13 protein-coding genes and 1 pseudogene are annotated in these 14,006 nt (G+C 60.8%); 5 read left to right on the plus strand and 9 right to left on the minus strand.

Annotation, left to right across the window (positions count from 1 at the left end; translation table 11 throughout):
* Positions 1–184: 184 nt before the first annotated feature.
* Together AB4Y44_RS16260 and AB4Y44_RS16265 are read left to right on the plus strand one after the other, a co-directional pair.
* Complete coding sequence (locus tag AB4Y44_RS16260; RefSeq protein ID WP_368700185.1) at positions 185–1,426, plus strand: MFS transporter; 1,242 nt, start codon at positions 185–187, stop codon at positions 1,424–1,426.
* A 44-nt stretch (positions 1,427–1,470) separates the two neighbouring features.
* Complete coding sequence (locus AB4Y44_RS16265) at positions 1,471–2,466, plus strand: YncE family protein (protein ID WP_368700236.1); 996 nt, start codon at positions 1,471–1,473, stop codon at positions 2,464–2,466.
* 13 nt (positions 2,467–2,479) lie between these two features.
* On the opposite strand, the gene AB4Y44_RS16270 is transcribed toward AB4Y44_RS16265, so the two are convergent.
* From AB4Y44_RS16270 to AB4Y44_RS16310, 9 genes and pseudogenes are all read right to left on the minus strand, one after another.
* The gene (locus tag AB4Y44_RS16270) at positions 2,480–2,695 is read right to left on the minus strand and encodes a DUF1289 domain-containing protein (protein WP_368700237.1); all 216 of its coding nucleotides are present in this window, start codon (positions 2,693–2,695) and stop codon (positions 2,480–2,482) included.
* Positions 2,655–3,962 carry a CDF family Co(II)/Ni(II) efflux transporter DmeF gene (dmeF, locus tag AB4Y44_RS16275; protein WP_368700186.1) on the minus strand — a complete coding sequence of 436 codons (1,308 nt, stop codon included), beginning with the start codon at positions 3,960–3,962 and terminating at the stop codon, positions 2,655–2,657. The genes AB4Y44_RS16270 and dmeF overlap by 41 nt, the downstream gene beginning before the upstream one ends.
* 9 nt (positions 3,963–3,971) lie before the next feature.
* Positions 3,972–4,244: a metal/formaldehyde-sensitive transcriptional repressor gene (locus AB4Y44_RS16280; RefSeq protein ID WP_028206235.1), complete on the minus strand. Its 273-nt coding sequence runs from the start codon at positions 4,242–4,244 to the stop codon at positions 3,972–3,974.
* Between the two features lie 514 nt (positions 4,245–4,758).
* Positions 4,759–6,558 carry an alkaline phosphatase gene (locus AB4Y44_RS16285; protein ID WP_368700187.1) on the minus strand — a complete coding sequence of 600 codons (1,800 nt, stop codon included), beginning with the start codon at positions 6,556–6,558 and terminating at the stop codon, positions 4,759–4,761.
* 71 nt (positions 6,559–6,629) lie between these two features.
* Positions 6,630–7,583 carry a hypothetical protein gene (locus tag AB4Y44_RS16290; RefSeq protein ID WP_368700188.1) on the minus strand — a complete coding sequence of 318 codons (954 nt, stop codon included), beginning with the start codon at positions 7,581–7,583 and terminating at the stop codon, positions 6,630–6,632.
* A 374-nt stretch (positions 7,584–7,957) separates the two neighbouring features.
* Complete coding sequence (locus AB4Y44_RS16295) at positions 7,958–8,242, minus strand: hypothetical protein (protein WP_342920079.1); 285 nt, start codon at positions 8,240–8,242, stop codon at positions 7,958–7,960.
* A 341-nt stretch (positions 8,243–8,583) separates the two neighbouring features.
* Complete coding sequence (locus AB4Y44_RS16300; RefSeq protein ID WP_368700238.1) at positions 8,584–8,880, minus strand: response regulator; 297 nt, start codon at positions 8,878–8,880, stop codon at positions 8,584–8,586.
* Positions 8,881–9,538: 658 nt separating this feature from the next.
* Positions 9,539–9,943 (minus strand): hypothetical protein, encoded by a 405-nt coding sequence (locus tag AB4Y44_RS16305; RefSeq protein WP_368700189.1) that lies wholly within the window; start codon positions 9,941–9,943, stop codon positions 9,539–9,541.
* Between the two features lie 418 nt (positions 9,944–10,361).
* Positions 10,362–10,595: pseudogene (locus AB4Y44_RS16310) on the minus strand (catechol 1,2-dioxygenase); the annotation flags it as partial.
* 1,283 nt (positions 10,596–11,878) lie between these two features.
* Between AB4Y44_RS16310 and AB4Y44_RS16315 the strand changes: the two are divergent.
* From AB4Y44_RS16315 to AB4Y44_RS16325, 3 genes are all read left to right on the plus strand, one after another.
* Positions 11,879–12,586: an energy transducer TonB gene (locus tag AB4Y44_RS16315; RefSeq protein ID WP_368700190.1), complete on the plus strand. Its 708-nt coding sequence runs from the start codon at positions 11,879–11,881 to the stop codon at positions 12,584–12,586.
* A 75-nt stretch (positions 12,587–12,661) separates the two neighbouring features.
* Positions 12,662–13,573, plus strand: coding sequence for a MotA/TolQ/ExbB proton channel family protein (locus AB4Y44_RS16320; protein ID WP_342920082.1), 912 nt, complete (start codon positions 12,662–12,664; stop codon positions 13,571–13,573).
* A 10-nt stretch (positions 13,574–13,583) separates the two neighbouring features.
* Entirely contained in the window at positions 13,584–14,006 is a 423-nt protein-coding gene (locus tag AB4Y44_RS16325) for a biopolymer transporter ExbD (RefSeq protein WP_028214230.1), read from the plus strand.

Here is a 14,006-nt window from a genome sequence, read left to right on the forward strand (position 1 = left end):
GCAGCAATGATGCTGTCCCATATTCATACCAGGGAACTGGCCTATCAGTGACTACGTCAACCAGCTTTTCAGCATCATCAATTGGGATAGTGCTGCAATGAGACTTCAAGCCGCGATGCCGTCACGCGCGACGGCGTGATGCACGCGCCAGGCGCGACGTCGATGCGGATACCCGGGTACTGAAATGACTGCTGCCAGGGCGCCACGCTCAATCCTGCTTCCTCCAGCGGGCGTGGACCGGAGCGCGAGGCTGCTGCTCGTTGCACGGAGCCTGCGCGGGATCTGCGACGGCTTCATTGCCGTACTGCTGCCAGCGTATCTGCTGTCGTTGGGTTTCGGGAAGCTCACGGTTGGCCTGATCGGCACCGCCACACTGCTGGGCTCTGCCGTCGCGACGATCGCTGTCGGCTTGATGGGTGGCCGTTACCCGCAGCGCGCGCTGCTGCTCTTCGCTGCCGCGCTGATGGCGGCAACCGGCCTGGCATTTGGATTCCTGTCGTCACTCTGGCCGCTGCTCGTGGTGGCGTTTGTCGGCACGCTCAACCCGAGTTCGGGTGACGTCAGCCTGTTTCTGCCGCTTGAGCACACATGTCTCGCCGAATCCGCCAACGGCGACGTCCGAACCGCGCTCTTCGCCCGTTACAGCCTCGTGGGTGGGCTCTCGGCTGCACTAGGCGCGCTGCTCGCCGGATTACCGGACTGGGCTGTAGCCCATTCCGACCTTTCCGCACTCGTCGTCATACGCGCGATGTTCATCGTCTATGCAATCACGGGCTTCGTCGTCTTCCTGCTGTATCTCCGGCTGCCAAGGCGTAAGGCGCACGCGGCAACTGCCCGGGCGCCGCTCGGCCCGTCGCGCGCGATCGTCACGCGGCTCGCGCTACTGTTCAGTGTCGATGCGTTTGCGGGAGGTTTGCTCGTGAACTCGCTGCTCACGCTGTGGCTGATCCAGCGCTTTGGCCTTTCGCTCGCGTCAGCAGGGCAGTTCTTTTTCTGGTCGGGGCTGCTCAGCGCAGGCTCACAACTGGCCGCCGCACCGATCGCGCGAAGGATCGGCCTGCTCAACACGATGGTGTTCACACACATTCCGTCGAGTGTGAGCCTGATCGCTGCCGCCTTCGCGCCGACGCTACCACTGACCCTGGGCTTGTTGCTTGTGCGCAGCGCACTGTCGCAGCTCGATGTGCCGACCCGGAGCGCCTATGTAATGGCGGTGGTGACACCATCCGAACGACCGGCCGCTGCGAGCTTTACGGCGGTACCGCGTAGTCTCGCGGCGGCGGTCGCGCCGACGATCGCTGGAGGGCTGCTGGGAGCCGGATGGCTCGGCGCGCCACTGATAGCGTGCGGCGTGCTCAAGATCGCCTACGATCTCTCGGTGCTCGCCGCTTTCCGTCATATCAGGCTAGATAGAGAGTCGTCGTGAATCGCGCCAGCGCATCCCGTCGCTTCGTTGCGCAGCTCTTCGGCATGCTTTTCGCAATCGTGACTGTGGCCGGTAGCGTTGCTGGTTGCGTCGCACATGGAGCGGATGACGCAGCAACCGGCAATCTGCCACTGAAGCACGTCGAGGACGTTCCACTGCCTGGGCGAGCGTCACGATTCGACTACGAAAGCTATGATCCTCGCACGCATCTGCTGTTCATCGCGCATCTCGGGGACAGTGAAATTGTGGTGTTCGATACACTCGTGTTCCGTGTTGTCGCGCGCATACCCGGCATCTCGTCTGTGCATGGCGTGCTCGTAGTGCCCGAACTGTCCCGTGTGTATGCATCGGCGACCGGCACAAACGAGATTGTCGCAATCGACGAGCGCACCCTGATGGTCATTGCCAGGACACCCGGCGGCGTCTATCCCGACGGCATGGCATATGCGCCTGACATCCGCAGACTCTATATTTCAGATGAGACCGGGGAAACGGAGACCGTGATCGATGTTCCGGGTAACCGCCGTGTTGCAACAATTCCGCTCGACGGGGAAGTTGGCAATTCGCAGTTTGATCCGGTGTCGCGGCACATCTTCGTCAATGTGCAGACGCGACGCCAGCTTGTTGAAATCGACCCAGGCACCAACGCGATCGTTTCCCGTACCGATTTGCCGGGCGCGAAAGGCAATCACGGGCTGCTCATCGTCCCGGAATCTCGCCTCGCATTGATTGCCTGCGAGGGCAACGATCGCCTGCTGGTGCTCGACATGCGTTCGATGAAGGTTGTCTCGGCGTTCGATGTCGGTGACGCCCCGGATGTCCTGGCGTTCGACCCACCATTACGCACAGTCTATGTGGCCGGCGAGGCAGGCGTCGTCTCGATGTTCAGCGTGAACGCGTCACGCCTGTCGAAGATTGGCGACGGGCACGTGGGACCCAATGCGCACGTTGTCGATGTCGATGCAGCGACACACCGGTCGTACTTTCCGCTGAAGGACGTCGACGGGCATCCGGTGTTGCGAATCATGGCGCCGCGATAGCGTGTGAGCCCGTTCAGTCGTGCTTCGACGCCTGTGTCGCTCCACGTCCCAGCTTTTCCTGCCGTCGTGGCCTTTCATTGAGGATCTGATGGCGCCGGTGGTCGGTCATCTTTTTCCAGTCGCGGGCTTCTCCCCGCGTTCGATAACAGCCCGTGCAGAACCCCGTTTTGCCGTCAAACGCGCACAGATCAATACAAGGAGACTTGACGGCCCGCGGTACGGGGCGGATTCACTTCGACTGTCAGATGCGACAGATCCTTGAAACGCCTGAGTGCCTCGTGGTAGTAGCCTGGGCTGCGTTGTGCCTCCCGGGTGGCTACCGACAGGATCGCGCTCATGTGCCCGGGGCCGACGCGCCAGACATGGAGGTCAAGCACGGTGTCCCCGTTGTCCTCGATGACATGGCGGACGTTTTCGGCGATGCGCCGGTCCGGGTTCATGTCGAGCAGGATGCGTCCGGTATCGCGCATCAGGCCCCACGACCAGTTTGCAATGACGAGGGCGCCGATGATGCCCGCAAGCGGGTCCATCCAGACCCAGCCGAACGCACGGGCCAGCAGGAGGCCGATGATCGCGAGCACGGAAACGGCCGCGTCTGCGATGACGTGAATGTAGGCCGAGCGAATGTTGTGATCGCGATTCGCCGCTGCATGCGCTTCGTCGTGACTGTGATCGTGTTCTTCGAACTCGATTGAGTGTTCTCCATCGGGCAAGCTGACAATGGCCTTGAATGCATGTGGCTCGGGAATGTCTTCTTTCGACTCCAGATAGCTCCCACGGTCTGCAAACGTGAAGGTCTGGCGGGAACCGTCGGGGCGAACCGTCGTGATTGATACCGCGTCAGTGGTCAGCCTCGAAGAAGCCGTTTCAGGCGTAATGCGGAAAACGGGCGGCACACCATCTTCGAAGACAGACACAGCGAATACGCCCGCGCTACCGAGGAGGCGATGCGCCTCCTCCTCATGACCGTGTTCGTCTTCATGTTCATGCCCGTGACCATGACTGTGGCCATGTCCATGACTGTGGCCGTGATGGCTGCCGCTGAGCAGCCAGACGCTGGCGAGATTCACCAGCAGGCCGAGAACCGCGATGGGGATCGCCTGGCCGAAGTGGATAGGCACGGGAGAGAGAAAGCGCGAAACGGCCTCGTACCCGATCAGCAGCGCAATCATGGCGAGCACGATGGCGCTGGTAAAGCCGGCCAGGTCGCCCAGCTTGCCGGTGCCAAACACGAAGCGGCTGTCGCTCGCGTGTCTGCGCGCGTAGGTGTATGCCAAAGCGGCGATCAGCATCGCGCCGGCGTGTGTCGACATGTGCAGACCATCGGCGACGAGCGCCAGCGAGCCGAAAAGGCTTCCGCCAACAATTTCAGCCACCATCATCGCACTGCACAGTGCGATGACCATCCACGTCCTGCGCTCGTTGTCTTCATGGGCCGCGCCCAGAAAGATGTGGTCGTGCCCCGCTCCGAAAGCAGCATTTTCGAATTGACTCATGGTTCCCTCTTACTTGAAGTAGCTGTGGACTACTTCAATCAGCTGCTCGGTGCCGCTGCCGTGCTCGTCGTCCGGCTCCGCGTCGACGAGATGCGTCCGGATGTGATCCTCGAGTACCACAGCAAGCAACCCGTTCATCGCGCCACGGCTGCTGGTGATGAGCTGGAGCACGTCCATGCAGCCGCGCTCTTCTTCAAGTGCACGCTCGATGGCTTCAACCTGTCCCTTGATGCGGCGAACCCGGTTGAGTAGCTTCTGTTTTTCGCGAATCGTATGGCTCACGGCTAGCCCCCTGAATACGGTAGGGGGCTATATTACCATGGATAGGGTACGGGGGTATACATTCAGGTTGCGCAGAATATGTGTGGAATGTTGCCAGAGCAGCTTTGGGGCCAGAGGACCGCATTCTGCCAGGTACGGTGCGTCCGAACTCGATGACTACGCGTCCATGGAGACATTGCGATGCCTGCGCCGCATTGTTCGAGAACGACTCGAACTGGTCCGACTCGGGCCGTCTTTGCCGTGCTTCGTGATAATCCGCCATGAATCAAAAAAATGCCCGCACTGGGCGGGCACAATTCCTTTGGAGACCGAGGGATACCGGGATACCCTCTATGATTACTCTAGCCTGTGCCGCGTCGGCGCATAACTATCCGAATGAATAGGCCCACGCGAACCGTCGTTGCGTCGGGGCGCTGAAGCGGTGCGACCCGGCGACGGCGAGTGTCTGGCGGAAACCAGCTCGCTGTAGCTGCGTTTCACGGGCGTCCTTCACAACGATCTCGAGCGATGGATGCTAGAAGCGCTCAACACGCACGTCGACCGAATCCCTCTGCACGGTCAACCGCGTGCGGTCGAGCAGGGCATCTGCCGGCGTGGTGCCGTCCAGGTTCAACGGCTTCACCTTGTTGAACACAACGGAAAAGCTCTCTGGCGTGACGGTCGCTGACGCGTAGCCGTGCGCGTCGTGGTCGGCGTGGCGCAGATCGGGGTTGTTTGTCATCAGGAAGGCGTCGAGTCTCGCCGGGGTGGCCGTGAGCGACGCGAGAGGCGTGCCGCGCCATGCGGCTTTCAGGTCGGCGTAGAAGGATGTGCTGCTGATACCGGCGCAGACGAAATCGACGATCACCGGGGTACCCATAGCGGGGTCCGGATCGTCCCGCACGATGCCGCACTGAAACGCATGCAGGTCTCCGGTGATCGCGATGACGTTATGGATTGCCCATTCCTTCAGGTACGAGAGCAGATCGTGCTTGTGAGCCGGATAGCCGTCCCAGGCGTCGCAATCGACCACGAGGCGTGCTGCAGGGGTCATTGGCGCACCTGGCATCACCGCCCAGAGGCGGTTCAGCATCACCTCGTTGCCCCAAACCTTCCAGGTGGCGGGCGAGCCCTTCATCGTGGCCTTCCACCATAGTGTTTGCTGCGGGCCGAGCATCGACGGGGCGCGGCCAGTCTGCGCGGCATCCCGGGCCTCGAAGCGCTGCAGCACGTCCTGCTTGACGAAGTAGCGCGAGCCGACTGCGTCGTTGCCATGCACCGGGTCGTGGCCGTGCGCGCGGGCGACGGCCGCCTCGCTCACCACATGGTCGTCGCGATACAGTCGCTCGTCCGACATCACAAGATGCATCAGCATGCCGAAGCGAAAATCGCGGTAGATGCGAATGTTGTTGTACGACGGATTTTCCGGTTCGAAGCGTACGTCGCTCCAGTCCACGGGCATGTACTCCGCCCACGCACGGCTGGCGTCGCGCCGGCGCTGCGTCTCCTGCCTTTCCGCATTGGTGTAGACCTCATGATCCTGCCAGCAGTCGTCGGAAAATTCATGGTCGTCCCATATTGCGATCATCGGCAGGCGCTGATGCAGCATCTGCAAGCGCGGGTCCGTACGATAGGTGCGATAGAGCGTCCTGTAGTCTTCGAGCGTATTGGCACAAACGCGTCCGCCGGGAAGCGACATTCCATCCGGAAATCGTAACGCCAGGTGCCTCGTTTCGACAGCGTCGTGCCTCGCCCCGCCAATCGTTTCATAGATGTAGTCGCCCACATGCACCACGAAATCGAGATCGCTTTCGGCTACCAGCAGGCTCATGGCCTCCCAGTGGTTGACGCTCCAGTCCTGACAGTTGAGCCACGCGAAGCGAACCCGGGCGTTGGCTTCGTCTGGATCCGGAGCCGTGCGCGCGACTCCCGTGGCACTGCTGTCGTCGCCTGCGACGAACCGGTAGTAGTACGGGGTCTTCGGTGAGAGCCCCGTCACCTTAGCGCGAACGGTGAAATCATAGGTAGCCAGCGCACTGAGCGGTACGCTAGCGACGAGGGCCGGGAAGTCCGGTCGAGTGGATACCTCGAGTCGTAGCGGGATCGTGCTCGCATCGCCTCCCGCGCGATTGCTTGCGTCGTCAGGCACCGCCACGCACCGCGTCCAGAACACGACGGAGCGCTCGCGCGGATCACCGCTGGCGAGGCCCTGTGGAAACCGGTAGCGACCTCTCGGTGCTGCGCTGGCTGGCCTGACCTGCGGTGGAGCGCCGCCCGTGCCGACTGCAGCAATCGTGAAAAAGGCCGATGACTTGAGGAAACAGCGGCGATCCATCGATCCTCCTGATCGACATGCAAGGGATGCAGGCAGAAAATAGCGGCGCCGCGGCAGCGCGCGGCAAGCCCCTACGGTTGCGCCTGTTGGCGCCGGCATTCCTCCTGTTTCATCTCCATGTACTGCTGCCGGTCAATTTCGTGCAGTTGCCGCGGGTATTGCTCGCTGGCGCTGAACCAGTTGCTCAGACGCTGGTCGACGCGATTGTCCGGTAGGCTCGACGGTTCACCGAGATAGGCATCGATGGCCAGGTAGTAGCGCATGGTATTGCGCTCCACCAGACCGCGCACTCCGTCGACGAATTTCGGCTCTGCCGCGGAGGAATCGGCGAGGTTGGTAAAGCCGACCTTGCCGCGACCGAAAGTTGCGAGATAGCCTTTCATGGCAAGACGCCCGATTACCCCGTAGCTGTACGCATACGTCAGGTGCAGGAACGTGCGACCGCTCCCGAGCGACGCTGCTTCCAGAACGATCTGATAATCGCGGGTGTTCAGCGGCCCGCTATCGGAGTGAAGTTTTAGCTGGAAGTATCCCGGGCTGGTGGTCGCCGGTTCGTAATCGAATTGCAGGCGGTAGGTGGCTGCGAGTTCTGCAGCGACTTCCTCCTGGCTGACATATACGGTCAGCGTGTCGCCACTGCTGCTGGCAGAGGCGTGACAGTACTTGACATTGGGATGCAGGATCAACACATCGCACCAGTTCTTCGGGCTCTGTATCGGGTCATTGAGGACATCGCTGACGGTCCCGAATGGGTAGTCCATCACAGCGTAGATTTCGCCTGTGACTGTGGAGGGGGACTCGCGGGAATCCAGATACAGCCTGCGATGAAACGCGGCATGGTCGAGTTGTGGTTTCAGGCTCTCGTAGGTGGCGCGCAAGCTGGTGGCATTGTCAGTTGGAGTTGGCTGAGCAGACAGCTCCGCGCACGGCGAACAGCTTGCCGCAAGTATGGCCAGCGTTCGCACCAGCGCTGCGGCGTGGCATCTGCGAGACCGATGAATTTCCGATTGGATAAAACCGGACATAAGCGTCCTGAAAATTAGGATGGCCACCATCCACGAATCAATGCCTGTTCTTCTGGTTCCGCGCAAGGGTCATGCCTTGCGGGCAGTTGATAAAGACTTGCATTCAGGTTTTGGCGCCGGGTGGATCCCACGCAGTTCCATGTCCGTCGTGGCAGTCGGGTCGCCTTTCCCGTAGCCGTGCAGCTGCGACATGCGGTCTACGCGGACGGGCAGCGGTGCCTTCGGTGACCCTGGCATCGTGGTGTTGCGCCGGTTGCAGAAAAAAAACGGCCCATCGGGCAGGATGGGTCGACGTGATCCGGGGACCGTCTGATCCTGGAGGCGAATGTTAGCCAGGCGACAGATTGCGGGAGGATCGACGGGCGCCCGGCTCGTTACCGGACCTGCTGCGCTCTGGATGGCGTTGCGCGATCAAGCGGCCTTTCTTGCGCGCTGGCGACACCGCCCTCCCGTTCGTCGATCCACGCAATTGCCCACTGGTATGCACACTGGACTGCCAGGTCCTTACTCTCAAAACAGGCGATATTACGCTCAATATGCAACTCCGGTTCCTCGCCGTCATCCGGCGACACCCGGGTCAGACGTGCATGCGCAAGGTATTTTCCGGGGAAAAATTCCGGCGTTGCGTCAATGATCCAGCCGCCGTACTCGTACTGCATGATGATCTCCGGGACCCAGGTTCAAACGGATCGAAGCTATCCCTTGACTGAGTCGATATGCCAGGTCAGGCGCCCCAGGCGAGCGGGCGAAACGCGGGAACTGTCTCGCCATTTCCATTTGTAGCAAGCGCGATGTTCATCAGCAAGGACAGCCGTGAGCCACGCGAGGAAAGCGGAGAATACGCTGGCGGACAACCGCAGTGACCGTAGCGCCCAACAAAGTAAACGTTTCCGTGTTTCGGCGTAGAGCTTATTTTCGTCGTACATATCAAGCGCGTCGCTTCCCGCGTACGCCGTGCGACACGTTCCCTGCAGGTAGGCCGGCAGCACGCAAGCACCGGTCAAGACGGATCCGGCGTTTCCTTGAAGCGCGCGACGGGGCTCAGGATGTCCTCCGCCGGCACGGGCTTGACAAAATGGTGATCGAAGCCTGCCTCGCGCGTTCGCTCTCTGTCCTCTGGCTGGCCGTAGCCTGTGAGGGCCACGAGAACCGGGCGGCCGGATTTCGGCCGGGCCGAGAGCTGCGTCGCGACATCCAGGCCCGACATGTGGTGCAGACGGAGGTCGAGGAAGACCATGTCCGGCTGGAACTGTCCCGCAACCTCAAGCGCTTCCCTGCCGGTACCGGGAGCCCGGATCTATTGACGACCTCGCACGCTTGTCAACGACTCTTCAGCATGAGAGCGAGGGGCTCATATTTCTGGCCAGGATCATCCATCAGTTGCGGATCCTTCAGGACACGGTGACTGCGGGGGATGCCCGCGAAACTGTGTTTGTGTGTCCAGAGCAGATTGCATCGACTGGCCGCTCGCGTGCGACGTTCGTGTGTGTTGCTGGCCTCGTCCTGTTTTCCCAGACCCTGGATATCCTGACGGCTCTACAGAAGGGGGCGCACGTATTCGCCGCCATTCAGCCGCTACATCACGGCCCTGGAAAGATGATTCAGGGGTAGTCGCCTTTGCGCGAATGCATTTGTTTATCGACGGAATATCCGCAACTATAGTTGCTCTGCGTTGAGAGCTACGGGAGGCTGACTGGTTCGGTAGGGGAGGGGACCGATAACGGGTTGCAGTGTGTTTTTATATAGTAAAGTTTGACGAAAAAATAAACACATCATGATAATTAAAGTTATCCTAATATCGCCATAGTGTCTTCATTTCTGGCGAAAACTTCCGCCGCTCACACAATAATCCATATTATTTCAGTTCGCCGTGAGCGAGACCCTTGTGCGAGCCGTGACAGGCCTCGCCGGTGACCTTCTCTTCCGTAGCGGGCGCGACACGTTCCCACCAGCACTCATCTGGACAGCTTTGCCCGCTTGCGCGCAACGCCGATTATGCGCGTGGCGAGCGATCTGTCAGGCGGCGTCTCCTGCAAGGGCGCCTCTCGGAGGAACGTGACGAGCACCTTGATCTTCTCGATCGGCATCTGCGGTGCGATGGAATTGCCAATACTGTCCGAGCCCAGCAGGAGGCCCTTACCCGGAAAGAGCTCTCCCGGGTAGAACTTCCGAATGGCCCAGAAACGCCGCTCCGCAATGGGCGTGAGGAGCCTTTCGCTGTCGACGTAGATCGCGTCCCCGTTGGGTAGCAGCACGGCATCGAACAGCGTGCATTCTATGAGTCGGGATATTTGCTCGTAGTCGCCGTTGCACCTGATCTTTCTGATCGTTGTTGCATATGGGTCGATAAGGATGGCCATCACCCTCTGTCTCCTTTGTCCCAAGGTAGCTGGATAGCTGGAGCTTCGCCGGCCAAAAAAGACAAAAAAAACAAATGTGCCGAGGCTATCTGTGTAGCCTAAAAAACGCCCGCGGGAGGCCGAGACAGACCTCAACACGGGCGGTCATGCGAAACGGCGCGTGGTTCCGATGAGCATTCCCTTACATCCGACCTGGTCATTCGCACCGTCAATGAGTGCCTCGTCAGGCGGGATGTCGCTTCCGTAGTCGCCAAACGCCTGGCGGCAGGCGAGCGCTTCAGCAGCGCCCGATCCCACGCCATCTACGGCCGACTTTCGCCCGTCGGTTCATCAGCTAGCACGCGTCTCGCGGGCAGCAGCGGATAAATCACTACACTGACCGGCGGCCGCGTTGCGGTGCCGCCGCCGGCTTGGCCAATTACGCTGTGGCTGAAGCGCGTAGGCGATTGACGATCTGGTTATCCTTGCCCTGGACCAGCGGGGTCAGAGAAATGTTGAATTCGATGTCCTTGTACGTGTCGGTCTTCAGGCCCAACGCCGTACCGCCGGTCTTTTCTACGACGTGAGGAATCAGGTCTTCACGCGTGGCGTAGGCGAAATCGTCCCAGATCAACGGATCGCCTTCGATGTTGAATTGCGTCGTCAGCTCGCGCTGGCTCTCGCCGGTTCGTACCGCGCCGCGCAGGTTGAAGTCCGTCCGTATCGCCTGAGATCGAAAACACAGGGGCCATGTTGTCTCTATGCCCGATTAACGGAACAACGCCGCATGGCAGACACAAATCGTCGTGCGATTTTCCATCGCGTTCGACGCGACCAGCGATTACTTCGAATATGCGCACTTCTTGCAGTGGTACTCACGCGACGTGACGGGCCGCTTCGCGATAAGAGACGGATGCTCCGTGTTTGGCGCACAGATACGTGACTTCGGGCGTCCGGTGCGCCGGCGGAAGTGGCTCCACGGAACATTCAGAGAATCGTAGGTCGGTGGAGTCATCGTTGTCGTCCAACGGCTCGGGTGTGCACAAGCAGGAAATCACTCTCGGCACTTTCACCCTTACTTTGCCGAGGCCGGTCGCGAAAGTCCGGATACGCCAATCCTTGATCCGCCGTTACCTGCCGCAATGCCTACATGTTCGGCGGAGCACGTCATAAGCGCGGATCTGATCTTGTGCAACGAGCTGTTGCAGGGCCGCCAGGGATAAGCCGAAATCCACAGTCGTTGCGCCTTCAACCGGTCGTCGCACAGCGCCGACAGTGCCCCTTTCTTCCGTTCCTTGCCGCTCCAGATAGATTTTTCGCGGTCGACTCCCCCCGATCTCGTCCGCTCCCGTGGACGCCGCTAGCGGAAATTGCGAGCGACAACATCTGCACACTTTCACGAAACGCTCGCATGTGCCGCCATCAGAGCCGCCTGAATTAACGCTGTAAACGTGAAATCATTAAATAATGATTTTGTAATTAATGAATATTTGCACCGTTACGATGATCGACAGAAAGCGCTTGAACCACATTGGTGCCGGAATTCGCAATTAGAGAGCAAATACCTAAACATGATATTGCTCCATCAAAAAAAGTTTTCTCACCGGCATTTTTTTTTGCTATCTTCGATCCGCTTCAACAAAACTGACACATAGATCTGGCGGTCCGAGACCCCTGATGGCGTTCAGGCGGAAGGCAAATGACGGATAGTCGGCCGCGTTGGTGCCGAAGCGAAATGTATTGGGTTAGTACAACTATCGATTATCGATAAGCAAAGAAGCATTGCGGGCTCATGAGCGGCCAGGAAATTGGCGCATGGGCTACCTTTTCTAATTCGTAGTGCGAATGTAATTTCGCATCAAGTTGGTTTCTGTCACGCGCGACTTGTGATCATGGCGTGACGAGGGTTTTCTGCGGCAGGATTGGGCGTACTGCGCCGAGGGAGCGAAGGTGGTGATGAAAGTGCAAGTGGGAGCGTCAGTTCAAGGCGCGCGGTCGGGCGGTCCGGGCCGCCCGCGCGAATTCGGGCGTACGCAGCAGAATCCTGTGCGCCGCTACGGCGGAATTGGCGCAGTAATCGTTTTGCACATCGTGCTCATCTACGCGTTGGTCAATGGTCTTGCCAACAAGGTCGTGCAGATCATCCAGCGTCCGATCGAAACGAAGATCATCCAGCCCGTCGCACCGCCGCCGCCGCCCCCGCTGCCTACCGTACAACTGCCGCCGCCGAAATTCGCGCCGCCGCCGCCGCCTTTCGTGCCGCCTCCCGAAGTGCCGGTGCAGGCGCCGCCGCAGCAAGCGATCGCGCATACGGCCGCGCCCGTGGTCAGCGCGCCTGTCACCGCGCCGCCCGCACCGCCTGCGCCGCCCGCACCCGCGCAGAAGCCGGTGAGCCACGAAGTGGGCGTCGTGTGTCCCAACTCGGATGAGATCCGTTCGTCGATCCGCTATCCGAAGGAGGCACAGGACAACGGCGTGACCGGCGACGTGCTCATTGAATTCGTGGTGGATCCGCAAGGTCACGTTGCGAACGAGCGAGTGGCGCAGTCGGCCAACGACGACAGCCTGGATGCCGCTGCATTCAACGCGGTCAAGAAGTTCGACTGTATTTCGCAGGGCCAGCCGGTACGCGTTCAGGTTCCGTTCTCGTTCAGTCTCAACTGACGCGCGGACTGCAGTCATCGGGTGGCGAGTCAATACCCGGATTTTTAGTTGTTCAACGGATGATTTGGAGCAGGCATGAAAAAGCGTTCCTACGCCGCACTCGCGGCAAGCATGTTGATCGCCGTCGCCACGGTCGATACCTTTGTCGCCCCCCAGCTTGCCAACGCGCAGGCTAGCGCCCCCATGGCCGTCGCGTCGGCGCCCGCCACTGCGGCGGTCGCCGCGCCGGCACCGGCCGCGAGCGCGGACCAGCCGGCGCCGCCCCCCGCACCGGCCACCTCGGAGACGGTAACGAACCCGTACGGTCTCGGCGCGCTCTGGAAGAACGGCGACTTCGTCGCGCGCTTCGTGCTGTTGCTGCTCGTGGTGATGTCGATGGGCAGCTGGTACATCATGATCACCAAGTTCTTCGAGCAGTTCCGCGCCAATCGTCGCGCGAAGAGCGCCGACGAGCAGCTCTGGAGCGCACCGTCGCTCGCAGAAGGCGCAAAGCAGCTCGAGGAGTCGTCGCCGTTCCGGTTCATCGCGGAGACCGCAATCGAGGCCGGCGAGCATCACGACGAAGCGCTGCTCGAAGCCGTCGACCGCAACACGTGGATCGACGTTTCGGTCGAGCGCGCGATCACCAACGTGTCGAACCGCCTGCAGGACGGCTTGGCGTTCCTCGGCACCGTGGGTTCTACCGCGCCGTTCGTCGGCCTGTTCGGGACGGTGTGGGGCATCTATCACGCGCTGACCGCCATCGGCATTGCAGGTCAGGCTTCGATCGACAAGGTCGCGGGCCCGGTCGGTGAGGCGCTCATCATGACCGCAATCGGGCTGGGCGTGGCTGTGCCGGCGGTGCTCGGCTACAACTTCCTCGTGCGACGCAACAAGGCGGTGATGGAGCGTGTCCGCGGCTTCGGCGCGCAACTGCATACGGTGCTGCTGGCTGGCGGCAAGCGGGCCGCGCGCAGCGCGCCGCGCGCGGCCGTCATGGCCGACTGAGGAGCACGCCATGGCCATGAGCGTGGGAGGCGAGGGCGACGACGAGGTCATCTCGGCAATCAACACGACGCCGCTCGTCGATGTGATGCTGGTGTTGCTGATCATCTTTCTGATCACGATTCCGGTAGTGACGCATACGGTGCAGCTCCAGCTGCCGAAGCAGACGGTCACGCCGCTGCAGACGCAGCCGAAGAGCATCGAAATCGCGGTGAATCGCGATGGTGACTTCTTCTGGTACGAGCAACACGTCGATGCGCCGACGCTGCTGGCACGTCTGAAGACAGCATCCGTCCAGACGCCGCAGCCAGAAGTGCATATCCGCGGCGATCAGGCGACGCGCTATGAAGCCATCGGGCGCGTGATCACTTCGTGCGAGCGGGCGGGAATCGCGAAAGTGTCATTCATTACGGAGCCGCCGGCGCGCGGCGGTTAA

The sequence above is a fragment of the Paraburkholderia sp. BR10937 genome (assembly GCF_040965695.1).
Taxonomy (GTDB): domain Bacteria; phylum Pseudomonadota; class Gammaproteobacteria; order Burkholderiales; family Burkholderiaceae; genus Paraburkholderia.